This window comes from Aquimarina atlantica, assembly GCF_000626715.1.
GTDB lineage: Bacteria > Bacteroidota > Bacteroidia > Flavobacteriales > Flavobacteriaceae > Aquimarina > Aquimarina atlantica.
The window spans coordinates 59,501-83,680 of sequence record NZ_AQRA01000006.1 but is presented as its reverse complement, the minus strand read 5'-3'; the positions used below and the strand labels follow the sequence as shown (position 1 = coordinate 83,680).

Genomic DNA, 24,180 nt, shown 5'->3' with positions numbered 1-24,180 from the left:
CCGATAGCAATATGTTAATCAACCGATTAACAAGATATCATTGATAAAAAAACCAAATCATTATATCCAATATATGATTAAATGATCGGTATTTTTATTACGATAAGGTACCAAAAATTTTAAATTTATCTAATTCGAGATTAAATTTAGTAGTTAAATTTATATGTAACTCCTCCTAAAACTTGTATTCCTTGAACCGGGAAATTTACCCAACGCTCATAATTTTCTCCAGCCAAATTGTTTCCTTTAATAAAGAAGGATAGTTGATCACTTAATCGATATCCTAAATTTACATTAGCATCAAAGTAAGAATCTAGTGTTACGATAGATTCAGGAACTGTAGGTAAAGAAATGACTTGATTATTAATGTCTTTTCGTTCGCCAACATAAAATAACTGTGCTCCTACGTACCATTTTTTATTGATTTGGTAATCCATAAGTACCGATGCTTTTAGTTCGGGGAGATTCCATGCTTCTTGTTCGTCTTCAGAGCTATAATTAAAATATTCTGCAGAAGCTCCTAATTTAAATTTTTTGCTAATTTCAAAATTTAACTCCCCATACCCTACTAATGTATTAACATCGTCATAGCGATACGAAAATGAGTTTCCATAATCAAATCCTTCTCGTTGTAATGTTGCACTAACATTATTAACAAATAAAGGTTTTTCATCTTCTGAGATATAACTTCCTCTAAAATTATAGCTCACTACATCAGATATTTTTCCTTTCAACCCTACATACGCATCATACAACATATTCGTAGGTTCTATGACCAAAGTAGGAGATACAAAAGGATTTTTTTGTACCGCATTCCGATATGTATTTTGTTGTAAATCACCTTCAAGCCCACCATAAGCAATAACAGCTTCTTCTAATAATCTATAGGAAGCCGTTACTTTGGGATAAATAAAGAAATCATTATCGCTATTTTCTGTATCAATGCTATAATATACTGCGGCTCCAAGATTCACGGTAAGATTATCTCTTAATATTACAAGACTTGGGTTAACTCCGACATTTAAAATACCATATTCGTTAGGAGTTTGGAACGCAAGGTCGCGATCAAAACTTCCTTTTAAATAATCTGCAATAAAATTGGTTGTAATTAGGTTATCTCCTATTTCGAACTCAAAAGTAGGTTTTGCTATCACATGGTGTTCTACAGAGCTTAAAGCATCACCAAAATATCTATAGTTTAACACAGCTTTCTTAAAATACAGGTCATCAAATTGAAGTTTCCCTCCTAGTTTTGCTCCAAAATAACTCTGTTGTGGGTCAATTGCATTAATCTGTTCTTGTGTTAATGTAGGAATATCGGGCAATCCATACCAATTATATAATTGGTGTTCTGCTCCTACTTCTATCCCATATGTATAATCTCTTGTACGAGAGGTATAATTAAGGTCTAAAAAGGTATTATAAAATTTATCATCTAATTGCACTTCTTCTATACCTCCTTGCGATGAGTTATGGTGCAAATACAATCCGATATTATCGGATCGATTAAGCTGAAAATTACTATAAAACTCTGCAAGAACCGATGTAAAATTCCCAAATCCTAATGTAGCATAGTTATCATAGATATCTATAGGTTTTGGTCTATCTATATTGGCGGCCCTTCCTTTTGCTGGTGTATACGTGGATGCCACAGGCACAGAAAAAATACTATATCGTATTTGCTTTTTCTGCTGTGTTACCGAATCATTAAGAACAGGAGTAGATTTCACTTTAAATGCATCACTAATTGTTGGTGTGTATGCTTTTACAATAACCACTCGTTCTGTATCCAGGGTTTCATTTTCTTTTTCCTGGGCAGCACCCTTTATTCCTATTATAAAAATGGGTACAAAAAGTAACACTCTAGACCTCACAGGTCTTAAAGACCTGTGAGGTCTATTCAATTTCTTAAAATATGTAAACATACAATACAACTCGTTTTACTAACTTATTATTACTGTTCGGTTTGGATAGATGAATTTGTTTTTGACTCTTCGGCTTTAATTTTTCTGAGTTCGGCTTGCGCTTCATCGATTACCTCAGGAAAATCGGTAAAATTTTTAATTACACTTTCCAAAATATATGTAGCCTGATAAGCATCTTTAAGTCCATAAAAGTTTTTAGCCATAAGCACTAGTCCTTTAGAACCATATAATCGATATCCAGGAAAATCTTTAGATAATTTTTGAATGGTTTCATTAGAAGCCTTGTAATTGCCATCTAAATTTTTAAAATATGCATTATAGTATAATGCTTCGGCAGCTAATTCTCCTGTAGCTATTTTTTGTACCTCTGCATAAGCTTTCTTTGCACGTTGCATGTCTACAGTCTTAAATGCTGCTCGGGCGGTAAAAATCTTAGCATCACTTTTTACATCATTTTGAATTTTTGGATTCGCCAGAACCTTATCTGCATATTCGATAGTTTTTTGATAATTCAACAATTGATAATACGACTTCATCAAATTAGATTGCGCAAAAATGATATTTTGCGGATAATCAGCATCACTTTCTAAACGTTCTAGCACGGGAATTGCTTTTTCATACTTACGATTCTCCAGATACACTTGTGAGAGTCTTGCCAATGCTTGCTCTGTAAACTCTGTTCTATCCTGTTGTAGTACAAATTCGTAATGTGGGATTGTTGCGTCTTTATTTCCTTTTTTGAAATACAATTGTGCCAGGTGAAAGTGGCTTTTAAGAGCGTGTAAACCATTAGGAAATTCGCTAAGGTATTTCTCAAAACCACTAATTGCACCTTTATCATTATTTTCTAAGAATTGTTTTTCTGCAGCTTCAAAAGCTGTATTATCCAAATCGGCATCACTAACATCTACAAAACTTAATCCTTTTACCCAGCTGGCATATTCATGTGTTCTTCCTAAATCTACATAAATCAATCTTGCTGTATTGACGGCCTGGATTGCTTCATCGGTACCTGGATATTCTGCAACTACTTTTTTAAATTTTGATAAAGCTCTGTCTCCCTGATTTCCGTTATAATAAATTAATCCTTGTTTTAGTAATGCTTTTGGTACATATGAACTTCTGGGTACATCTCTAATTAGACGATCATAAGCCTCAATACCTCTCTGTGTTTTATTTTCGGAAACATATACATCACCAAGAGCAAACATAGCATCATCTCGATATGTAGATCTGGGATACATTTTTAAGAACATTTCTAGATCCTGAATCTTTTTGTTATGCTTATTTACAAAGCCATAGCTAATGGCTTTTTGATAATGTGCATAATCAGAATCTGGTCCGTTTTTTTTAATTGCCAGGTTATAGGCTTCCATTGCCGGCCAGTATTTACTAGAAATAAAATGACTATCTCCTAATCTTAGATAAGTATCTGTTTGTCTTGCTTCATCGGCTTTGTTACTCTTAGAAAAAGTTTCAAAATATTGAGCCGCCTGGGGGTATTGTTTCAACTTAAAATAAGTATATCCTAAATTATAATCTATATGCTCATACTCACTAGTCGATGATGCTCCTGTACTGCCTTGAAATTGTTTAAATCCAATTAAAGCATCATCAAAATTATTTAATAAGTAGTCACTTTCGGCTTTCCAATATATTGCTTTGGCAGTAAATGCAGGGTCTACTTGTTCTTTTAGAGATTTATCAAAATAGATTATTGCTTCTGGATAATTATTTTCTGAGTACAATTCTATCCCACGGTAAAAAGCTACTTTTTGATATACTTCTTTATCTGCAAAGTTTCTACTTCCTTCTAGCAGATCCATCGCTTCTTTATAGTTCTTTGATGTGATATACGAACTAATCAGTAATTCTTTGATCTCTTCTTCAAATTCTGTGTTAGGGTATTGATCTAAGTAGGATAGCAAAACTTTTGGAGCGCTCTCGAAAGAGTTTCCTATTTCGTAGCTTAATTTTGCATAGTTATAGGTAGCATCTTCCTTAATTTTAGCTTCAAAATCCATTTCCGAAGCATTTTTAAAAGCATTTAGTGCTTGCTGTTTTTGATCTGTTTTAAGATAAGATTCTGCTAAGTGATAATAGGCATTTTGGGCGGTAGCATTACGCCCATCTACAATTTTATTAAATTCTGAAATTGCATTCTGATATGCTCCTTGTTTATAATAAGCATAGCCTAATAAGTAATAATCTGTATTGTTCCACTTCCCTTTTCGTCCTTTATATTCTTTAAGGTATGGAATAGCTTTATCATACTGACCAAGGTTAAAATAACTCTCTCCTATAATTTTATTCAATTCAGATTTTTCTGAACGCTTCGATTTAGGCAATTGCACTAATCCTTCATTGATAGCTTCTTCAAAATTTCCTGACTTGAAATTCATATCACTCTGGAAATACGATAAGTTCTTATTATATTGATCTAGATCCTTTACTTCATCAAACAATTTATCGGCTTCTTTATAATTATCTCCTTCGTAAGCTATAAAACCCAGGTAATATTTTGCTTTAGCGCTATACTCTGGAGAATCTTCAACACGATTTAAAAATTTCTTCGCTTCGTTAAATCGCTGTATTTTAAAATAGGCATACCCGTTATTAAAATTATATTTCTCTTTTTCTGCCCGTCCTAAATTACTTTCATCAACTTTATCATACCATTTACGCGCATAGGCATATTTACCATTATCAAAATAGTATGTTGCTGCGTCCAGGTATGCTGCATTACGCTTAATACTTGTAGGATATTGCACAACAAAATCTTCTAAAAGTTGATCTGCTCCTTTTTGATTTAGCCACACCGCGCAATTAGCAATATAATAGGTACAATCGGCATCAATATTCTCATCTGTAGAGGCATCCTTAACCTTATCAAACAGGTTTTGAGCCGCCAGAAATTGTTTATTGTTATACAATTCTAGAGCCTGATTATACAGCACTAATTCATTGGTGTAAATTGCGGATTGCTGTGCAAACATATATGCAGACATAACAATCACAAAAAGCATCGAGATGATGTATTTGTTCATTTAAGTAAGTATTACAATCTAAAAAGTAAATATCGTTTCCCGCGAATAAATTTTGTGTTAAAGATACCCTAATCTTCATTTTAATAACGAAATATTTTGGATATAATTACATTGTAAATTTAGAATTGTGAATACTTTATGAGTATAATACCTAAAAAAATGATCTTATAAATGTGCCATTTGTGTATTTCTTCTTTTAAAATAAACGAATACAACAAAGATTAAAACCCTAGATTGTTATGACAAACCATATAGTATATCATTGTTTTTCTCATAATTTTACAATGTGGTTTTAAAAAATTTAAATTTGTTTCGCAAATTGTAATCTGTACCACATGCAACTTAAAAAATATCTGGAAGAACCATATCCATACTATTATGGTAACCAAAAGAAGTTAATTCTAATTTTGGTATTGATTTCTTTTTTAAGTTTTATTTTTTCTTATTTTTTCGACCCTTTTGTCGTTAATATATCCGAGCATCGAATAGATTATATCTGGATTTTAGTAATTCATTCTTTTATTCCTCTTCCCATTGCTTATTTTTATTTCAGCTACCTTAACTGGAAATCAAAGGGGTATTCCTGGACTTTAGGAAAAGAAATTTTAAATCTCTCTATAATTTTATTGATCATTGGTATTGTCGATTTTTTAATTCGTGATATCATTTATTTGAATTCTGATAATTGGTCACTACGATATCTTTGGGAAGAGATACGGAATACTTTTTTGGTAGGCGTTCTTTTATTAGCCATTGTTTTACCAATAAATCTTGAAAGGCTTATTAAAAAACATTCTTCCGATTTGAAAAAGTTATCCATTAAACCTAAAGAGCGCTTAATTAAAGATAGTACTATACGCATAACATCAAGAGTATCAAATGATCATTTTGAAATTAAAGCAGAACATTTTTTGTTTGCAAAAGTCGAAAGTAATTATACTGAGATTTTCACCATATCACCTAATGGTTTTGAAAAGGAATTAATTAGAATAACGTTAAAAGAATTAGAATCCCAATTACAATCATTTTCTTTTATTTATAAAACTCACAGATCTTATCTTGTAAACATTAACCACATCAAATCATTCTCTGGTAATGCTCAAGGTTATTTGGTTAATTTAAAAAATTATAAATCGTCGATTCCGGTTTCGCGTTCGAGAATCAAAGGGTTTAATCTGCTTTTTTCACCCAATTCGGGAACATAAATCAAATTTGCATTTCGTCACAAACAGTTGTTATTTATCACATAAATAATATCACGAAAGCATTTGTTTATAAGTTTACCGACTCAAATTTAAAAACAAATATTGTGATAGAAAAAAAGCGACGGTACGATCTAGATTGGTTAAGGGTAATTGCAATTTTAGCTGTATATTTTCATCATATCGGAATGCCATTTAATGGTGATAAGTTTCATATTATGAATTCTGAGTCCAGTAAAATCCTGGATGATATTATGGTGTTTTTTGAACAGTTTAGGCTGCCTTTATTATTTTTAATTTCCGGAACCGGAACAATGTTTGCTTTTTCAAAAAGAACATGGTTTCAATTCTTAAAAGAACGGAGTATTCGTTTATTAATTCCTCTTTTTTTTGGAGTTCTTTTTATTGTTCCACCACAAACCTATTACGAAAACATAGGCAGTTACCTTTCTTATTTCAAAGTATATGAAAATATGAGCCTTAAGGTAAACCATCTCTGGTTTATCGAAAACTTGTTTATCATTTCAGTTTTGGTCATACCTTTAATTCTATTTTTGAAATCACCAAAATCAAATAAAATCTTAACTGTACTAGAACACGGTGCTTATAAAAAATATGGTGTATTCTTATGGGTAATTCCGTTAATATGTATAACTATAGCTTTAAAAAAATTATATCCCAGTGATTCCAAATCGATCACAAACCTATCATCAACTGCTTTTTATGGATATTTCTTTATATCTGGTATGTTATTTACTTCGGCAAAAAACATTTGGGTGTATTTAAAGGAGTATCGCAAATTTAATTCGATTATTTTCTTAATCAGTACTTTATTATTTTATGGCTATTATTTTTTACCTAATAAGTATATTGCACCATATCTTTCTAGCAGTATACAATGGGACATTTGGTATTTAGTTTGTGCATTAGTAAGTTGGACATCAATTATTTCTATACTCGGTTATGGACAAATTTGGTTCAATAAACCCAGTATTGTACTTAACATACTTAATGAAGCTATATATCCTTTTTATATTCTACATCAAACAATTATTGTTGTATTAGGATACTATATTATTCAATTAAATGTAAATATCTCTTTAAAAATACTAGTGTTGATCTTTACTACATTTCCGTTAATAATTATCATTTACAGATTTTTAATTTACCCTTTTACTATTCCAAGAATATTATTTGGTATGAAAAAAAAGAAATTAAAACTTCCAAAATAACTTATGTTAGATATGTTTTTAGTGATTTAGCAAGAAGTGTCCAATATATCTTGCATAAAGCTGATCATTAAATTATAATGTTTCACTACATCAAATAATTACTTCTGGAAATCTAACATTTTCAAACTGTCTAATAATCACAAAAAATAAACTATTTAATAAAGAATTGAGTTATTAATTAAATTATGTATTAAAAACTATTTCCATACCTGATTTTTTTTACCAGAAAACTTTTTACTTTTACCAAAGTATATTAATTCAGAATCATAAACTATGTCCAATACGGTATTAAGCCTCAAAAATGCTTCAATTTATCAACGCGAAAGCTTAATTCTTTCTGATGTCAATGTAGAAGTAAATAAAGGGGATTTTGTATATCTTATTGGTAAAACTGGTACAGGAAAAAGTAGTTTCATGAAAACGTTATACGGGGATCTTCCTTTGTTAGAAGGCGAAGGGAGTATTGTTGACTTTGATTTACCTACCCTGCAAGAAAATCAAATCCCTTTTTTACGCAGAAAATTAGGCATTGTATTTCAGGATTTTAAATTGCTTAATGATAGAACTGTGAAAGGCAATCTTTTATTTGTCCTTAAAGCCACAGGATGGACAGATGAAAAAGGGATGGATAGTAAAATTGATGATGTATTGGATAAAGTAGGCATGAAAACCAAGGATTTTAAATATCCATATCAATTATCAGGAGGAGAACAACAACGTATTGCTATTGCCAGAGCATTACTAAATGATCCCGAGTTAATATTGGCCGATGAACCCACCGGAAACCTGGACCCACAAACATCTGTCGAAGTTATGGAAGTTCTAAGGGATATCAATAAAAATGGTAACACCATACTTATGGCTACTCATGATTATGCTTTATTACTTAAATACCCTTCTAAGACATTAAAATGTGATGGGAACAAAGTATTCGAAGTGGTACAAAGAAAAGGATAAAGATATAATTGGCCTTTAACAGATTTAGAATCTAAGTTTTTTTTGCAATTCTATTATTTATCCTGCATATACAATAATATATATACCAATTACAGAGACTAACCTATTCGCAATCCATTTTTAACAGGTAAATCCGGAGTTAATAAAGTTACTTCTTTATCTTCTCCTACAGCTCCTAATACCAAGCATTCACTCATCATATTAGCGATTTGTTTTGGCGGAAAATTGACTACTGCAATAACTTGTTTGCCTATAAGTTCTTTAGGTTCTGAATAGAGTTTCGTGATCTGTGCAGAGGTTTTTCGCTCCCCTAATTCGCCAAAATCAACAATCATTTTATAGGCTGGGTTTCGTGCTTCTTTAAAAATTTCTACATGTACTATAGTGCCAACTCGCATATCTACATTCATAAATTCTTTCCATTCTAAACCTCGATCCATTTATTTTTTATTTCAAATTATTTCTTAAAAGTATTGAAGTTCTGTTAAAAAATAACATTTTAAATATTGATCTTTCAAAAGAGCAGTAAAAACCGTATCAAAACAATGTTTTTTGCGTATTTTATCGTTATTAATTGTATTTTACCGATATTTTGTTGATTTTTACAAGCGAAGTTACAGGAATTATTCTTACATTTGTACCATACAAATAAAACATTATATACCTTTATTTGCCCCAAAATATAGAATTAGCCCCAAATACCCCAATGCATACCCCAAAATATCGACGATAAATCCCGAGTTAACTCGGGGTTTTATTTTTAATGCCAGTAATAATTTAAAGTTACGGTATTAAAAAACCGCGAGAATTTCTCGCGGTTTTTTACTTTTATAGGTATAACTTAAAAGAGTTTAAACAATTTTATTTCGTTTACGTTCTACTTCAGTTAAGTAAATTTTACGCAATCTCAAAAAGTTAGGAGTAACTTCTACGTATTCATCTTTTTGGATATATTCTAAAGCTTCTTCTAACGAAAACTTGATTGCTGGTACAATCTTGGCCTTATCATCTGCTCCTGCAGAACGTACATTTGATAATTTCTTTGTTTTGGTTACATTAACTGTCATATCATCTCCTCGAGAGTTTTCGCCAATCACTTGTCCTTCATAAATATCTTCTCCCGGATCGATAAAAAACTTTCCTCTTTCCTGCAATTTATCTATAGAATAAGGTATTGCTGTTCCTTTTTCCATAGAAACTAATGAGCCATTAATACGACCGGGAATATCACCTTTAAGAGGTTGATATTCTTTAAAACGATGCGCCATAATTGCTTCACCAGCAGTAGCGGTTAACAATTGGTTTCTTAAACCGATAATTCCTCTAGACGGAATCAAAAATTCGCACACCATACGATCTCCTCTGGCTTCCATACTAAGCATTTCTCCTTTACGTAAGGTTACCATTTCTACAGCTTTTCCCGAAACATGCTCAGGAAGATCTATCGTTAGTTCTTCAACAGGTTCGCACTTTACTCCATCAACCTCTTTTATGATCACCTGGGGTTGCCCGATTTGAAGTTCATATCCTTCGCGTCTCATAGTCTCTATCAACACAGATAAATGCAGTACTCCTCTACCAAATACCATAAATTTATCTGCACTATCTGTTTCATTAACTCTAAGTGCAAGGTTTTTTTCTAATTCTTTTTCTAATCTCTCTTTGATATGTCTTGATGTTACAAATTTTCCATCTTTACCAAAGAAAGGTGAATCGTTAATGGTAAACAACATACTCATCGTAGGTTCGTCGATAGCAATAGTTTGTAATCCTTCAGGATTTTCTATATCGGCTACAGTGTCTCCTATTTCAAAACCTTCGAGTCCTACCAGAGCACAAATATCTCCTGCCTCTACTTTTTCTACCTTCATTCTTCCGAGGCCTTCAAAAGTGTGAAGCTCTTTTATTTTTGATTTTTTTATCGTTCCATCTCGTTTCACCAAAGAAACCTGCATACCTTCTGTTAGAGTTCCTCTTTGTAAACGTCCGATAGCGATACGTCCTGTAAAAGATGAAAAGTCTAATGATGTGATCAACATTTGAGGAGTACCTTCTTCAATTTTGGGAGAAGGAATATGCTCAATTACCATATCAAGCAGAGGTTCGATATTGTCTGTTTCATTCTTCCAGTCTTCGCTCATCCAATTATTCTTAGCAGAGCCGTATACTGTAGGAAAATCTAGTTGCCATTCTTCTGCACCAAGTTCGAACATCAGGTCAAATACTTTTTCATGTACTTCGTCTGGCGTACAGTTTTCTTTATCTACCTTATTTACAACAACACAAGGTTTTAGTCCAAGGTCAATTGCTTTTTGCAGTACAAAACGAGTTTGTGGCATAGGTCCTTCAAAAGCATCTACCAAAAGTAGTACTCCATCTGCCATATTCAATACGCGTTCTACTTCTCCTCCAAAATCGGCGTGACCAGGAGTATCTATGATATTAATTTTGGTTCCTTTATATGTAACCGAAACGTTTTTGGAGGTAATAGTAATCCCTCTTTCACGCTCCAGGTCATTATTATCCAAAATTAAATCACCTGTGTTTTCATTTTCACGAAATAATTGACAATGGTACATAATCTTATCTACCAACGTAGTCTTACCGTGATCTACGTGAGCAATTATCGCAATATTTTTTATAGCTGTCATAAACGCCTCATTTTTAAGGGTGCAAAGGTACGAGATATTTTGACAGGTTGTATGCGAAAGTTTTAATTATTAATAAATAGATATTTATGTGCTCTAAAAAGCCACAGAAATCAGCATAACCAATTCATTATCTGCTAATTAATATCTTTTCCAAATGTCCATCCTATTGAAAAACTAGCAATTGGTGATATGTAAGTCTCCTTATCATTAAAGCCATAACCAACTCCCAATTCCAAATTCCAGTTAAGTTTCGATTCATAGGTTCTCTGTATTCCCCATACAGGACCAACCACTCCATTATAATCCGATCTTGTTTCTAAATCACCAATCAAAGGATCTCCAATACTTAGATAAGAAGATAAGGCCAAGTAATTTCCAGAATTATTAGCTATTCGTTTTCCTTTTTGTTTTCTTCTTTTAAAATTATAATAATAACGATACGTACCTTCAAAATTGGAAAAAATCCCATATTCAGAACCATAGAGATCACTATATACCCAAGCGAACCCAGTACCAACCCCAACAACTAATGAAGTCTTAGAAGTTAGTCCTACTTCGTATCGTAGTCCTGGCATTATTATATTTGCAGTAAACATATTCTGTGTTCCTTGTGTGTGATTTGTACTGGTTTGCGCATTGCTATTAAAAACACACATTACCAGAATGGTGAGAAATATTTTTTTCATGTATAAAAGCCTAATTGGTAAAAAAAAATCTATCGATCAAACTTTATACCAAAAGTTGATAGTTAAATCGCTTATACATTAACAAAACTCATATCTTTGCGCCATAAAATAAGCTATCATGCAATTAGAAAATATTCCAAACCTTAAGAATCTTAATTCAAATAACTTTTTTCTCCTGGCTGGTCCCTGTGCTATTGAAGGGGAAGAGATGGCATTACGCATTGCCGAAAAAGTGGTTACTATTACATCTAAGCTCGAAATCCCCTATGTTTTCAAAGGATCATTTAAAAAAGCTAACCGTAGTCGTATTGATAGTTTTACGGGGATTGGTAATGAAAAAGCATTAAAGATCTTACGTAAAGTTGGAGAAACTTTCGAAATCCCAACAGTTACAGATATTCATGAAAATGAAGATGCAGCACTTGCAGCCGAGTATGTAGACATTTTACAAATCCCGGCTTTTTTAGTACGCCAAACAGATCTTGTAGTTGCTGCAGCAAAAACAGGAAAAACGGTTAACCTTAAAAAAGGACAATTTATGAGTCCTGAAGCTATGCAACATGCTGTAAAAAAAGTAAAAGATAGCGGTAATGAAAATGCGATGATCACTGATCGCGGAACCATGTTTGGTTACCACGATATGATTGTTGATTTTAGAGGGATTCCTACAATGAAACAGTACGGTACTACTGTACTTGATGTAACACATTCGTTACAGCAACCCAATCAATCTAGTGGTGTGACCGGAGGGAGACCCGACATGATCGAAACTATTGCACGTGCGGGAGTAGTAACTGGCGTAGATGGTTTATTTATGGAAACTCATTTTGATCCTGCAAATGCCAAAAGTGATGGCGCAAACATGCTGCATCTTGATCATCTGGAAAAATTATTGAGCAATCTGGTTGCCATTCGACAAACCGTTAATCAGTTATAAATTTTTCATTTCTAAAAATGTACGCTTGCTCAAGAACTTCGATAAGTACTTGATCATCGATATCATCTATACTTTGGTATCGAAGAGATTTTACATATTTTCTTTTATCAGACTCTAGTTTCTCCTGATGTTTGGTAAAATACTGTGCACTCCAAAATCCCACATCTACATATCCTTTGGTTACATTAAGATAACAGATCGGACTTCTACCCATATAGTAAAAAGGAACTCTCCACTTAAACAACAACTCAACCCCTGGTAGCGTCGTTTCGATAATCACCTGTAGATGAAGCAGTATAGATTTAAAAGGTTCTGGTTGTCTTAAAATATATTCTTCTGCTGGATTCATATTTCAAAAATACAGTTTTATCATAAAAAAGATAGTTTATATTACTTGTAGCCAAAATTAACTACTTCAAAAAAGCCTCTCCCCTCACAAGATTGTTCTTGAAAATTAAATTTGCACAATTCAATATTTTAATTTTACTTTGTATTTCAAAGTACTTTTAACATGAGCACAGAAGAATACTTAAAAGACATTACCGAGATTAAAGATATGATGAACAAATCATCTCGTTTTTTCTCACTTAGTGGTTTATCAGGAATAATGGCAGGTATCTATGCCTTAATTGGTGCTGCTGTTGCCTATTACCTGGTAAGTATTAGTGGAAGAAATTACCTTATTTTAGATGGTAAAATATTTAATTATATCCTATTAGACCTGGTCTTAGTTGCTTTTCTAAGCATTATTACTGCCATCATATTAAGTATTACAAAAGCAAAGAAAAATAACGAAACCTTATGGAATAGTGCCTCCAAAAGATTACTTACTGCTTTTTTGATTCCATTAGTTACTGGTGGTATTTATATCATTATTAAAATATCAAGCGATCATTATGGTCTTACCGGCTCATTAATGCTTATTTTTTATGGTCTTGCCCTGGTAAATGCTTCAAAATACACTATTGGTAATGTAAAATATTTAGGATATATAGAAATTGTATTAGGTTTGATCTGCGCAATTTATCCAGGATATGGTTTCTGGTTTTGGGTGTTGGGGTTTGGTGTAATGCATATTATATACGGAAGCCTGATATACTTTAATGAGACTTCAAATTCGAAATCTAAACCATAAAGTAGCAACCCTTTTACCCGATAAATTAATTTTTGATTTATACGGAAATGTAATTCAATCAGGTTAAACTGAGTACAAAATTTGAAAAAATTCCCTTTTTTTAGGGAATCCGGAATGAAAAATATAATTAACAATATAAACAAAGCTTTTGACCATCGAATTCGATTAGGAATTATGTCGATATTGATTGTTAACGAATATGCTGATTTTAAAACACTAAAAGAGCTTTTGGGAGCTACAGATGGCAACTTGGCCAGCCACACTAAAGCTTTGGAAAAAGAAGAATATATTATGGTAGAAAAATCATTTATAGGCAGAAAACCCAATACAAGATATAGCGTTACCAAAAAAGGTCGGGAAGCTTTTAAAAAACACGTTGAAGCTATTGAAAAGTTATTAAAACAGTAACTATATTTTTTTATCATTTCACTTTGAAAAACAAAGTACTTTTAAAATAAAAAATGAGAGCATTTATATTAGAAACGATTTATGAGTTAAGCAAAAAACCATATCAAAAATGGTTTAAGAAACAACCACCCTGGGATATTTCGGTAAAAACACTTATCAAGTATCCCAAAGGGAGCCTTGGGTTTCATTTAGGTTGTTTTTTACTACAACATGATTTTAGTCCGCAACCCAAATTAGAAAACCACGATGTTTTTCATGTATTAACCAATATTGGCATCTCTGTTTCTGAAGAGGTGGCTATGCAGTATTATCTTTTAGGAAACGGTAAGCGCACAATATATCTCATCTCTGTCATAGTACTAGGCACTCTGTTCTATCCTGATAAGATCAAACTCTTTAAAAAAGCATATCGAAAAGGTAAAACCGCTTATCCCTTTCATCAGCTAGATTATAAAAAACTGTTGTACCAACCTGTACAAACCTTGAAAACCACATTTTTAATCTCATCATTATGAAAATCATACAACCTATTAACAAAAATGCGCTTATCGTAGCAACCATAAGCTTTCTTTTAGGAACTATACTATTATTGTTCTTTTTAATTTCTCAATCTAATATCATATTAGATATAGGTCTTTTTTATGTAATCATAGCATCAACACTTAATGCAATCATCTTTATAGGACTTATCACTAATGCCATCATCAATTACCAGTACTATAAAGAGAATCTAACAACGATCATATTGGTTGTTCTTAATATCCCAATTACTATTGGGTATATCATTATCGTAATGAACAACCCATTTCTAAACTATTTTTAATCTCATCATTATGAAAATAGCACACCCAATTAATAAAATTGCAATTACTTTAGCCTTAATTAGTTTTCTTATCGGAACCTCTTTACTGCTACTTTACATAACCTTTAAATGGAGTACACTACTGCATATAGGGATTAATTATGTTAGAATTGCTTTTCTTGTTAATGCAATTTTTCTGGCATTTCTAATTATCAACGCACTTTTCTTTTCAAAAAATACTAAGGAGAATCTAATCACGATACTACTCTTTTTACTTAACATCCCCATTACACTTATCTATATCCAAATCGTATAAATACTAATTATTATGAATACTATAGAAAAACAATTGCCTTTTATAAAACTGTTTACGTTTTCGGTAACATTTAGTCTACTATTACTAGCCATTAGAATCTTAAAAACAGAATCTTCTTTTTATCTATTCCTAGTCTGGAATCTATTTTTAGCATGCATTCCTTATGGTATCACAATGCTCTTAAGCATACGCAAAACAAATCAACTTATTTTCTGGTTAGGTTTTGTGATATGGCTTTTATTTTTACCTAATTCTCCGTACATCTTAACCGATTTACAGCATATCAGACTAAGCAATTTACAATCTGTTTGGTTTGATGTTTTACTAATTCTATCCTTTGCCATCAATGGATTAATCATTGGTTTTGCCTCCTTATTAATGATGCAAACACTGCTTCTTAAAAAATTTTCAAAAAAAATCACAAACATTTTCTCATACTGCACTCTGCTATTGTGTGGTTTTGGGATATATCTGGGAAGAGTTTTAAGATGGAATAGTTGGGATATCCTTCAAAATCCATCCGGGATTTTATCAGATATCTTAAAAAGAGTTCTATTTCCAACCCAACACATTAATACCTGGGCATTTACAATAGGTTTTGGTGGTTTTTTAATCATCACATATCGAATGATCCAACATTATCAAGAAAAAAATAATTAAAAAATACAATCACTATAAATATTATATCTATGGAAACTCAAAAACAAAAAAAGTCCTTTGGTCAATGGTTAAAGACTTCAATTACAGTTAGAATGCTAATGGTCGGAATACTAATCCTGGTATTATTAATTCCTTTGTCTTACATTAAAGATTTAATACGAGAACGTTCCTATAGACAAGAAGAGGTTGTTAGAGAGATTAATCAAAAGTGGGGAAATGAAGTATTATTATATGGTCCGATTCTTAAAATCCCATACCAGGTACATACTCTAAAAAAAACCTGGGATGACAAAACAAAGTCTTATAACGAAGAAGATGTTATTACTATAAAATATGCCTTTTTCTTCCCTAATACACTAGATATAAAAGCCAATATCGAATCAGAAACTCTAGGAAGAAGTATCTATGAATCGGTAGTATATACTGCCGATATGAAAATAACAGGTTCTTTTACCACTCCAAACTTCGAAACGCAAGATATTGCTGCAGCTGATATTTTATGGAACAAAGCTACTGTACAGGTAAATTCTACAAACCTAAAAGGTATACGAAGTAATCTGGAACTAAAATTAGGAGCAGATCAATATCCTTTACGTTCTCGATATGCACAAAACTCATACACTAATACTCTGGAAACTAAATTTCTAAAAGATAGTTCGCTACCCAAAGAAAATACAATCGATTTTAGCCTTGATCTCCTTATTAACGGAAGTGAACAGCTACGGTTTATACCTGTAGGTCGTGAGACCAATGTATCTATGACATCAAATTGGGCCTCGCCAAGTTTTAATGGTAATTATCTACCCGATACCAAAACCAAACAAATCTCTGATCAAGGTTTTAAAGCCAATTGGAAAGTATTACAAATCAACAGGGAATTCGAGCAAGAATTTTTTGGAGAACTACCCCATATTAACGCCTCTGCTTTTGGTGTAAAATTATTAATCCCGGTAGATGAATATCAAAAAAGTGAACGTGCTGCCAAGTATGGATACCTGGTGATTGCCCTTACCTTTCTGGTATTCTTCTTAATCCAGGCAATAAGTAAAATTCATATTCACCCTTTTCAATACTTAATGGTGGGATTGGCACTAACTATGTTTTATACATTATTGATTTCAATATCAGAGCATTCGAGTTTTTTACAAGCATATGCCATAGCAGGTAGTGCCGTAGTGTTACTAACTTCTATGTATTCGAAAGCCATACTTAAAAGTTACAAATTTATGGGATTCATAGCCGCTTCTTTAGCAGCTTTATATGCATTTATATTTGTGATCATCCAATTAGAGAGCTATGCATTATTAGTAGGAAGCATAGGGTTATTCCTAATCCTGGGAACCATAATGATGATATCCCGAAAAATTGATTGGAAAAACGAGTAAAAACAATATTTACAATAAAAGATGCTGGTTAGTTAGTTGATAAAAGTCGTGCTTCAGATTTTTGAAGTGCGGCTTTTTTATCTACTTTTAGTTCTGTTAAAAACAAACTGATGAAAAAAAGCATTTATATTTCAATTTTTGCATGTGCAACACTAAGCATGTTTTCTTGTAAAACAGATTCTAAAAACAATAAGAATCTGACTAAGGAGATTACATTTACCAAGGAAGGTGAACTTTCTTTGTTTGACCTAAAAGATTCAATCCCTAATCTAATTACCAAACTAGATATCGAAATCGCCGACTCTGATTACGAAAGAGAAACAGGCCTAATGTACCGTAAATCTATGCAGAAGGATCGGGGTATGTTATTTATATTTTCTGAAGAAGCTCCGCACTCGTTTTATATGAAAAACACAAAATTCCCTTTAGATATTATATTTATAAATGCAAAAAACAAGGTGGTAAGTATCCAAAAAAATGCGCAACCCCTTAATGAATCTTCATTACCATCTGAAGGGCCAGCACAATATGTACTAGAAGTAAATGCTAAACTTACAGACACCTGGAATCTTAAAGCTGGTGATTCTATTTCTTTTACTAAAATGTAAAAATAAGACCTCACAGGTTTTAAAAACCTGTGAGGTCTTGAAAAAATATTAGAAAATAAAAAAATCCTTTCTAAGCAATTAGAAAGGATTTTTTGTAATTATAACTTACAAAAAGATTATTTTTTCTTCTCTTCGGTTACTTTTTCTTTAGTCTTTAGCCCCACTTTACGTACGGTATCATACATTACCGGAGTTGCAATAAATAGTGACGAATAGGTACCTATAATCACCCCAATAATTAACGAGAACATAAACCCTCTTAATGGTACTGCGAAGATAAAGATCGCAATAAGTACTAACAATGTGGTTAAAGATGTATTTAAAGTACGACTTAATGTACTATTTAAAGCTCCATTAACGTTTTTATCCAATGGCCTTCCAGTATGCTCGTTGAAGAATTCCCTAATTCTATCAAATACAACCACGGTATCATTTAACGAGTATCCAATTACAGTAAGTATAGCTGCAATGAATGCCTGATCAATTTCCATATTAAATGGCATAAACTTATAGGTCAACGAGAATATTCCTAGCACTATTAATACATCATGGAATACCGCCGCAACTGCTCCTAAACTAAATTGCCATCTTCTAAATCGTAATAAAATATATAAGAAAACAACTATAAGAGACGCAAGTACCGACCAGAATGCCGCTTGTTTAATATCATCTGCAATTGTTGGCCCTACTTTCATAGAGTGCATAATACCTACTTGCTTATCATCTCCACCATTAGCAAATTGATCATATGTCAATCCATCTGTTAAATAAGGTTTTAATGCTATAAACAACTTGTTCGAAATTTCTGCATCTATTTCTTCTCCAGTTTCATCAACTTTGTACTTTGTTGTAATTTTTAATTGATTATTGGTTCCATAAGTTTTTGCCTGTGCACTTTCAAATGCAGCAACAAGATCTTTCTCTACAACAGTAGGAACAACATCTTTTGCAAAACGAACGGTATATGTTCTTCCTCCTACAAAATCCACACCCTGATCCAAACCATTGGTGAATAATGAACCAATACCTGCAACGATAATAATACCAGAAATGATATAGGCAACTTTACGTTTCTTTAAGAAATTAATATTAACATTCTTAAATAAGTTCTTGGTTGCTCCTGTAGAAAAAGCCAATTCTTTACCATTTTTACCATAACCATCGATAAATAATCTGGTTACAAAAATAGCTGTAAACAAAGAAGTTAAAATACCTATTAATAAGGTAGTCGCAAATCCTTTAATTGGTCCTGTACCGATAACTAATAAAATAAGACCTGTAAGACCAGTAGTTATATTCGCATCAAGTATTGATGATAATGCATTACTAAATCCATCTTTAATAGCATCTACCTGGGATTTACCTTTTGCTAACTCTTCTCTAATTCGTTCAAATATTAATACGTTCGCATCCACCGACATACCAATCGTTAATACGATACCTGCAATACCAGGAAGTGTAAGTACTGCTTTTAACCCTGCTAATACTCCAAAAATGAATAAGATATTAACCACCAAAGCCACATCTGCAAAAAGTCCAGCTTTACCATAGTAAAACACCATCCATATTAGAATTAACACTAATGCTATTGCAAAAGACATAATACCACTATCAATAGCTTCCTGACCTAAAGATGGTCCTACTACTTCACTTTGTATGATATCTGCAGAAGCTGGTAATTTACCTGCTCTTAATACATTTGCCAAATCCTGACCTTCTTCTATAGAAAAGTCTCCGGTAATCTCACTTCTACCTCCACTAATCGCTCCTGTCGTAACACCTGGAGCAGAATATACTATATCATCTAATACAACTGCTATCTGGCTGCTTTGATTAAAAGCACGACCGGTCATTTCTTCCCATTTTTTAGCTCCTTTACCATCCATTTGCATGGTAACTGTTACTTTACCTAATTGGCTATATTCTTGCCTTGCATCTGTAATAACACCACCACTTAGTTCTGGTTCATTATCTCTATTTCCTTTTATAGCATATAAGTCTAAAAACTCAGAATCATTTTCGGGTTTTCCCCATGCAAATTTCATATAACGTTGCTCTACCGGCAATAAAGCTTTTACTTTAGGATCATTAAGATATGCCATAAATTGATCTGCATTCTTCTTCTCTACAGTAGCTACTACTGGCCCTCCTTGTCTTCCCTGTCCTACGATTAGGTCAAACAATGGATTTACCTGTGCTTCAATATCTGTAGAATCTTCGGCATCTTCTAATAAGTTTTCAATAGCTGCATCAGCATCAGTTGTTGTAGAATCAACTTTTGCAGTATCTACCTGGGTAGAATCTACTACCGCTTCACTGGTTTCTGCAACTTTTTCTTTTATTTTTTCTACACCTTCAAGCTCTTCTTTAATCAAGTTATTGGCAGCAATAAGATGATTAAAAACCTCTTCCATCTTATATACATCCCAAAATTCTAATTGAGCTGTACTGGTTACCAAGCTTCGTACACGATCAATATCTTTTGCTCCTGGTAATTCAACCAAAATACGACCAGATTCTCCTAAACGCTGGATGTTAGGCTGCGTAACTCCAAACTTATCGATACGTTTACGTAATACTTCAAAAGCTGACGCTATAGATTCATCGATTTTACGTCTCAATACAGGTTTAACCTGCTCGTTGGTCATATCATAAGTGATATCATCACTTAAATTTTTATTAGCAAAAATATCTGGTGATGCTAATTTTGCATCCGGAATCTTCTCAAACTCTATAAAGAAATCTTCTATATATGTATTTTGACTATTTTTCTGCACCTCATCGGTAGCAAGTAAGGCCTGATTAAATGAAGGGGCTTTAGATTTATTTGCAAGTCCACTTAAAATATCTTTTACAGAAATTTGTAGAATTACATTAATCCCTCCTTTAAGGTCAAGCCCTTTATTAAGCTCTTTATCCTTTGCATCATTATACGTTATGCCGGCAAAAATTTCTTCTTTACCTATAGAATCCAGATAATTACGCTCTGCTGTTTCCCTCAATTTTGAGTAATCCTCTACGCTCTCGGGATATTTTTGTTGTGCATAAGCTTCTGCTTCTGCTTCTTTTGTGTAAGCCATGTATGTATATGACAATTGGTAAATACATACCAAGCCAAATAAAATAGCAAATACCCTAACAAGTCCTTTATTTTGCATTGTTATTTATTTTGGTCAAATCTGCTAAAGCGAGTACTTACAATATTCTTCTTTAGATTTGACAATTATTTTTATTATTTAATACTATGTGATTGAGCTTTATCATACTCATGACAAAAGCCCTATTTTTAAAATATGGTAGTTTTTAGGAATTTCAGAATCCCAATCAAGAAATGGGGCCAGCTCTTACTTCCGGAATGTTATGCGAAGTGCAGTCTATTGCAATTGCAATATTTGTGTTTACTTTTTGGGCTACTTTTACAAGTCTGCCTATATCATCGGTATCATTTTCTTTAATAAAACTAAACGAGTTAGAACCAGAGTATCCATCACGTTCATGTTTTACTTCTAAAACATACTTTCCATTAAAGTCAGCATCAAAATCAGTACTTTTCTGGATTTCATAAACATCGAGATTATAGTCTTGAGAATTTTTATTTAAAGGAAACTGATCACCATCTTCGTTTTGATCATAAAAAACATGATCTAGAGCTACGTCTTGTGCTTCAGAAAGTATTCTTTTTATGTACTCTACATCTGCATCACTATAATAAGCAATTTTGAGCTTACCATTTTTTAGCCCTTTTGATATCCTTGTATGCTGCACTCCTATAGATTGCAGTTGTTTTTTTACAAGTGTTATCGCATTTTGAGCTTCAACAGAAGTAATTTCATTATTAACAAACTCTAATACAATTTCCTGATTAGGCACTACGGTTTGCTGCTGGATAACAACAAGTGTTGCTAGAGCAGAAATTAAAATTCCGAAGTACCATTTTTTCTTCATCCGGCAAATATAAAAAAATTAAAACTGCATTTCTAAAGTCTTCAAATAAATATCTATTGTAATCTTCGAACATCAAAACGTATAAGTTTCAATTTTGGTATTTACCACTATTTAAAAAACATCAAAACCAAGGTTTGTATTACCGTAAAAAACTTCATTAATCCGGAGAAAATCATATTTCTACACTACTGTAAAAACAATAAGAGCTGCATAAAGCAGCTCTTATTAAATTTATTTGTAAGGATATATTACAATTCTAATAATCCGTTTGTTTTCTTAACACCTTCTGCACTTTCTGCAAGTTTAGCTTTTTCTGCATCGTTAAGTTCTATTTCAACAATCTTTTCGATTCCATTTTTACCTAATACAACTGGCGCACCGATACAAAGATCATTTAATCCATATTCTCCTTCTAATAAGGTAGAACAAGGAAAAATTTTCTTTTGGTCACAAGCGATTGCCTGTACTAAACCAGATACTGCAGCTCCAGGAGCATACCATGCCGATGTCCCCAATAATTTAGTTAATGTAGCTCCACCAACTTTAGTATCTGCTGCTACTTGTTCTATTCTTTCTTCTGAAATAAATTCTGAAACAGGCACGCTATTTCTTGTAGCCAATCTTGTTAACGGTACCATACCTTTATCGCTATGCCCACCAATTACCATTCCGTCAACATCAGAAATAGGAGCACCTAATGCTTCTGCCAATCTATATTTAAAACGGGCACTATCTAAAGCACCACCCATACCTATAATTCTATTTTTAGGAAGATTAGTTGTTTTATGCACCAAATAGGTCATTGTATCCATAGGATTACTAACCACAATAATAATTGCATTAGGAGAGTGCTCTATTAAACTTGAAGATACTGATTTAACAATCCCAGCATTAATACCAATTAATTCTTCTCTTGTCATTCCTGGTTTACGAGGAATTCCTGAGGTAATTACAGCAATATCACTTCCTGCAGTTTTAGAATAATCTCCTGTAGTACCTGTGATTTTGGTATCAAACCCATTTAAAGAAGCGGTTTGCATGAGATCCATCGCTTTTCCTTCTGCATATCCTTCTTTAATATCTAATACTACTACTTCTGAAGCAAAATTCTTTATTGCTATATATTCAGCGCAACTAGCACCTACTGCACCAGCTCCTACTACTGTAACTTTCATGGTATATTTTTTTGAATGTAATTAAACTTATTTATTTCGCAAAAATACGAATTCTTTGATGAATTAATTAACAAATAGAGTGTTAATTACCAGCCAAAATTAAGTCCTAAAGAAAGGTTATTATAGTTTTGCAATGTATAATCAAGATTAGCTCTAAAAATACCAAATTGTACTTTTGCGCCAATTGACGCTTTAACCCCATTTGTTTTGTTTTTCACACTTATCGGATCTATTACTGTTTGTGATGTAAGTGGTCCATTCTGGATTTGATAGGTTCCTAGTAAATCTGCATCACTCGAACCAAAATAATACCCTAGTCCCCCATAAAAGTTTAAAACCGGTAATTTGGTAGATACAATACCTGTGATTAACCACGAATTAGTATTTAAGCGTACTTCCTGATCTACTCCTTCTATTCCACTACTAGCATTTATATCATAAAAACCTTTTACATTGGTATATCCTAATAATGCAGATAGTCTAACAGGCCATCTTTTTAACGGAAAAACCCAATCGGTAAACTCATGCTGAAAAGCAACACCATACAGTTGTATTTCTGCATCTTGTACTGCTTTAATTCTTGGCAAAAACCTAAGTTTTATTTCAGTACTTTTTATCAATCCTAATGATCCCTGAATAAACCCACTTGGTAAAGAATTAATTTCAGAATCACCAATACCGTTTGGTAAAATAACTTCTAATTCTGTGGCTTGACCTCGATTTATCACTACTGCTATTTCTTCTCGGTTTACACCCAATGCATTTGCAACACTCTGACTGTTTTGACCATTTCTAAACGTTAAATCTGTATAATCCTGCACATTTAGAACAAAAGATTGTTTTTCTTCTCTTATAAAAGAAAGGTTACCTACAATCCCAACTTCGAAATGCCACAATTTCTTTGTTTCTGCTGTATTATACCAACCATTAGACATAGCATTTACCAAAGATTCTCCTGCAGATGCAAAATAATCTTCACTAAATCTCTGGGCATTTTCAATTCCTATTTCAAGAATTTGATCGATATCTGTTTGCGAAAACGTAACATGACCTAGAAGTAATGCCAACAGCAAAGTACATTTTTTCATAAGATTTGGGTTTAATAGGCA

General features: G+C 32.6%; 22 protein-coding genes. 12 read left to right on the top strand and 10 right to left on the bottom strand.

The features are described 5' to 3' along the window. Positions 1-146 precede the first annotated feature (146 nt). Together ATO12_RS13970 and ATO12_RS13965 are read right to left on the bottom strand one after the other, a co-directional pair. Positions 147-1,925 carry a TonB-dependent receptor gene (locus ATO12_RS13970; RefSeq protein ID WP_131248838.1) on the bottom strand — a complete coding sequence of 593 codons (1,779 nt, stop codon included), beginning with the start codon at positions 1,923-1,925 and terminating at the stop codon, positions 147-149. Between the two features lie 29 nt (positions 1,926-1,954). After that, the gene (locus tag ATO12_RS13965) at positions 1,955-4,972 is read right to left on the bottom strand and encodes a tetratricopeptide repeat protein (protein ID WP_034242785.1); all 3,018 of its coding nucleotides are present in this window, start codon (positions 4,970-4,972) and stop codon (positions 1,955-1,957) included. 335 nt (positions 4,973-5,307) lie between these two features. Between ATO12_RS13965 and ATO12_RS13960 the strand changes: the two genes are divergently transcribed. The 3 genes from ATO12_RS13960 (at position 5,308) to ATO12_RS13950 (ending at position 8,363) form a co-directional block, all read left to right on the top strand. After that, a complete protein-coding gene (locus ATO12_RS13960; protein WP_051575842.1) occupies positions 5,308-6,177 on the top strand; it encodes a LytR/AlgR family response regulator transcription factor in 870 nt (289 codons plus the stop codon). A gap of 104 nt (positions 6,178-6,281) precedes the next feature. Next, a complete protein-coding gene (locus ATO12_RS13955; protein WP_051575841.1) occupies positions 6,282-7,406 on the top strand; it encodes an acyltransferase family protein in 1,125 nt (374 codons plus the stop codon). Positions 7,407-7,679: 273 nt separating this feature from the next. Next, positions 7,680-8,363 (top strand): cell division ATP-binding protein FtsE, encoded by a 684-nt coding sequence (locus ATO12_RS13950; RefSeq protein WP_024768942.1) that lies wholly within the window; start codon positions 7,680-7,682, stop codon positions 8,361-8,363. A 98-nt stretch (positions 8,364-8,461) separates the two neighbouring features. On the opposite strand, the gene ATO12_RS13945 is transcribed toward ATO12_RS13950, so the two are convergent. The 3 genes from ATO12_RS13945 to ATO12_RS13935 all read right to left on the bottom strand — a co-directional run bounded on the left by ATO12_RS13945 (position 8,462) and on the right by ATO12_RS13935 (position 11,700). After that, entirely contained in the window at positions 8,462-8,803 is a 342-nt protein-coding gene (locus tag ATO12_RS13945) for a tRNA-binding protein (protein ID WP_034242784.1), read from the bottom strand. 411 nt (positions 8,804-9,214) lie between these two features. Next, positions 9,215-11,014 (bottom strand): translational GTPase TypA, encoded by a 1,800-nt coding sequence (typA, locus tag ATO12_RS13940; RefSeq protein ID WP_034242783.1) that lies wholly within the window; start codon positions 11,012-11,014, stop codon positions 9,215-9,217. Between the two features lie 134 nt (positions 11,015-11,148). Beyond that, a complete protein-coding gene (locus ATO12_RS13935; protein WP_034242782.1) occupies positions 11,149-11,700 on the bottom strand; it encodes a hypothetical protein in 552 nt (183 codons plus the stop codon). A gap of 118 nt (positions 11,701-11,818) precedes the next feature. Between ATO12_RS13935 and kdsA the strand changes: the two genes are divergently transcribed. Beyond that, positions 11,819-12,637: a 3-deoxy-8-phosphooctulonate synthase gene (gene kdsA / locus ATO12_RS13930; RefSeq protein WP_034242781.1), complete on the top strand. Its 819-nt coding sequence runs from the start codon at positions 11,819-11,821 to the stop codon at positions 12,635-12,637. Here the strand turns inward: kdsA and ATO12_RS13925 are convergent. Then, positions 12,624-12,986 carry a DUF1801 domain-containing protein gene (locus tag ATO12_RS13925; protein ID WP_034242780.1) on the bottom strand — a complete coding sequence of 121 codons (363 nt, stop codon included), beginning with the start codon at positions 12,984-12,986 and terminating at the stop codon, positions 12,624-12,626. The two genes, kdsA and ATO12_RS13925, sit on opposite strands and share 14 nt — an antisense overlap. Before the next feature lie 162 nt (positions 12,987-13,148). Between ATO12_RS13925 and ATO12_RS13920 the strand changes: the two genes are divergently transcribed. The 8 genes from ATO12_RS13920 to ATO12_RS13885 all read left to right on the top strand — a co-directional run bounded on the left by ATO12_RS13920 (position 13,149) and on the right by ATO12_RS13885 (position 17,951). Then, a complete protein-coding gene (locus ATO12_RS13920; protein WP_034242779.1) occupies positions 13,149-13,772 on the top strand; it encodes a hypothetical protein in 624 nt (207 codons plus the stop codon). Positions 13,773-13,886: 114 nt separating this feature from the next. Then, complete coding sequence (locus ATO12_RS13915) at positions 13,887-14,180, top strand: winged helix-turn-helix domain-containing protein (RefSeq protein ID WP_034242778.1); 294 nt, start codon at positions 13,887-13,889, stop codon at positions 14,178-14,180. Between the two features lie 53 nt (positions 14,181-14,233). Further along, entirely contained in the window at positions 14,234-14,695 is a 462-nt protein-coding gene (locus ATO12_RS13910; protein WP_034242777.1) for a Coq4 family protein, read from the top strand. After that, complete coding sequence (locus ATO12_RS13905) at positions 14,692-15,003, top strand: hypothetical protein (protein ID WP_034242776.1); 312 nt, start codon at positions 14,692-14,694, stop codon at positions 15,001-15,003. Before ATO12_RS13910 ends, ATO12_RS13905 begins: the two co-directional genes overlap by 4 nt. Positions 15,004-15,013: 10 nt before the next feature. Next, positions 15,014-15,298, top strand: a complete 285-nt coding sequence (locus ATO12_RS13900; RefSeq protein WP_034242775.1) for a hypothetical protein — start codon at positions 15,014-15,016, stop codon at positions 15,296-15,298. A 12-nt stretch (positions 15,299-15,310) separates the two neighbouring features. Next, entirely contained in the window at positions 15,311-15,958 is a 648-nt protein-coding gene (locus tag ATO12_RS13895) for a DUF1361 domain-containing protein (RefSeq protein ID WP_051575840.1), read from the top strand. Between the two features lie 29 nt (positions 15,959-15,987). After that, positions 15,988-17,343 carry a cell envelope integrity protein CreD gene (gene creD / locus ATO12_RS13890; RefSeq protein ID WP_034242774.1) on the top strand — a complete coding sequence of 452 codons (1,356 nt, stop codon included), beginning with the start codon at positions 15,988-15,990 and terminating at the stop codon, positions 17,341-17,343. A gap of 110 nt (positions 17,344-17,453) precedes the next feature. Next, on the top strand, positions 17,454-17,951 hold the full coding sequence (locus ATO12_RS13885) for a DUF192 domain-containing protein (protein WP_034242773.1): 498 nt from the start codon (positions 17,454-17,456) through the stop codon (positions 17,949-17,951). A 116-nt stretch (positions 17,952-18,067) separates the two neighbouring features. Here the strand turns inward: ATO12_RS13885 and secDF are convergent, their stop codons facing one another. From secDF to ATO12_RS13865, 4 genes are all read right to left on the bottom strand, one after another. Then, positions 18,068-21,109 (bottom strand): protein translocase subunit SecDF, encoded by a 3,042-nt coding sequence (secDF, locus tag ATO12_RS13880; RefSeq protein WP_034242772.1) that lies wholly within the window; start codon positions 21,107-21,109, stop codon positions 18,068-18,070. Positions 21,110-21,275: 166 nt separating this feature from the next. Continuing rightward, on the bottom strand, positions 21,276-21,896 hold the full coding sequence (locus tag ATO12_RS13875; RefSeq protein ID WP_034242771.1) for a hypothetical protein: 621 nt from the start codon (positions 21,894-21,896) through the stop codon (positions 21,276-21,278). 248 nt (positions 21,897-22,144) lie between these two features. Then, positions 22,145-23,071, bottom strand: coding sequence for a malate dehydrogenase (gene mdh / locus ATO12_RS13870; RefSeq protein ID WP_034242770.1), 927 nt, complete (start codon positions 23,069-23,071; stop codon positions 22,145-22,147). An 86-nt stretch (positions 23,072-23,157) separates the two neighbouring features. Beyond that, on the bottom strand, positions 23,158-24,159 hold the full coding sequence (locus ATO12_RS13865) for a DUF6588 family protein (protein ID WP_034242769.1): 1,002 nt from the start codon (positions 24,157-24,159) through the stop codon (positions 23,158-23,160). Between the last annotated feature and the right edge of the window lie 21 nt (positions 24,160-24,180).

What these genes read in the sequence shown, in the direction of transcription:
- ATO12_RS13950 (WP_024768942.1), top strand. Translation starts at nt 7,680, where the DNA reads ATGTCCAATACGGTATTAAGCCTCAAAAATGCTTCAATTTATCAACGC.
- secDF (WP_034242772.1), bottom strand. Translation starts at nt 21,109, where the DNA reads ATGCAAAATAAAGGACTTGTTAGGGTATTTGCTATTTTATTTGGCTTG.
- ATO12_RS13970 (WP_131248838.1), bottom strand. Translation starts at nt 1,925, where the DNA reads ATGTTTACATATTTTAAGAAATTGAATAGACCTCACAGGTCTTTAAGA.
- kdsA (WP_034242781.1), top strand. Translation starts at nt 11,819, where the DNA reads ATGCAATTAGAAAATATTCCAAACCTTAAGAATCTTAATTCAAATAAC.
- typA (WP_034242783.1), bottom strand. Translation starts at nt 11,014, where the DNA reads ATGACAGCTATAAAAAATATTGCGATAATTGCTCACGTAGATCACGGT.
- ATO12_RS13885 (WP_034242773.1), top strand. Translation starts at nt 17,454, where the DNA reads ATGAAAAAAAGCATTTATATTTCAATTTTTGCATGTGCAACACTAAGC.
- creD (WP_034242774.1), top strand. Translation starts at nt 15,988, where the DNA reads ATGGAAACTCAAAAACAAAAAAAGTCCTTTGGTCAATGGTTAAAGACT.
- ATO12_RS13895 (WP_051575840.1), top strand. Translation starts at nt 15,311, where the DNA reads ATGAATACTATAGAAAAACAATTGCCTTTTATAAAACTGTTTACGTTT.
- ATO12_RS13915 (WP_034242778.1), top strand. Translation starts at nt 13,887, where the DNA reads ATGAAAAATATAATTAACAATATAAACAAAGCTTTTGACCATCGAATT.
- ATO12_RS13920 (WP_034242779.1), top strand. Translation starts at nt 13,149, where the DNA reads ATGAGCACAGAAGAATACTTAAAAGACATTACCGAGATTAAAGATATG.
- ATO12_RS13910 (WP_034242777.1), top strand. Translation starts at nt 14,234, where the DNA reads ATGAGAGCATTTATATTAGAAACGATTTATGAGTTAAGCAAAAAACCA.
- mdh (WP_034242770.1), bottom strand. Translation starts at nt 23,071, where the DNA reads ATGAAAGTTACAGTAGTAGGAGCTGGTGCAGTAGGTGCTAGTTGCGCT.
- ATO12_RS13865 (WP_034242769.1), bottom strand. Translation starts at nt 24,159, where the DNA reads ATGAAAAAATGTACTTTGCTGTTGGCATTACTTCTAGGTCATGTTACG.
- ATO12_RS13935 (WP_034242782.1), bottom strand. Translation starts at nt 11,700, where the DNA reads ATGAAAAAAATATTTCTCACCATTCTGGTAATGTGTGTTTTTAATAGC.
- ATO12_RS13875 (WP_034242771.1), bottom strand. Translation starts at nt 21,896, where the DNA reads ATGAAGAAAAAATGGTACTTCGGAATTTTAATTTCTGCTCTAGCAACA.
- ATO12_RS13945 (WP_034242784.1), bottom strand. Translation starts at nt 8,803, where the DNA reads ATGGATCGAGGTTTAGAATGGAAAGAATTTATGAATGTAGATATGCGA.
- ATO12_RS13905 (WP_034242776.1), top strand. Translation starts at nt 14,692, where the DNA reads ATGAAAATCATACAACCTATTAACAAAAATGCGCTTATCGTAGCAACC.
- ATO12_RS13900 (WP_034242775.1), top strand. Translation starts at nt 15,014, where the DNA reads ATGAAAATAGCACACCCAATTAATAAAATTGCAATTACTTTAGCCTTA.
- ATO12_RS13925 (WP_034242780.1), bottom strand. Translation starts at nt 12,986, where the DNA reads ATGAATCCAGCAGAAGAATATATTTTAAGACAACCAGAACCTTTTAAA.
- ATO12_RS13965 (WP_034242785.1), bottom strand. Translation starts at nt 4,972, where the DNA reads ATGAACAAATACATCATCTCGATGCTTTTTGTGATTGTTATGTCTGCA.
- ATO12_RS13960 (WP_051575842.1), top strand. Translation starts at nt 5,308, where the DNA reads ATGCAACTTAAAAAATATCTGGAAGAACCATATCCATACTATTATGGT.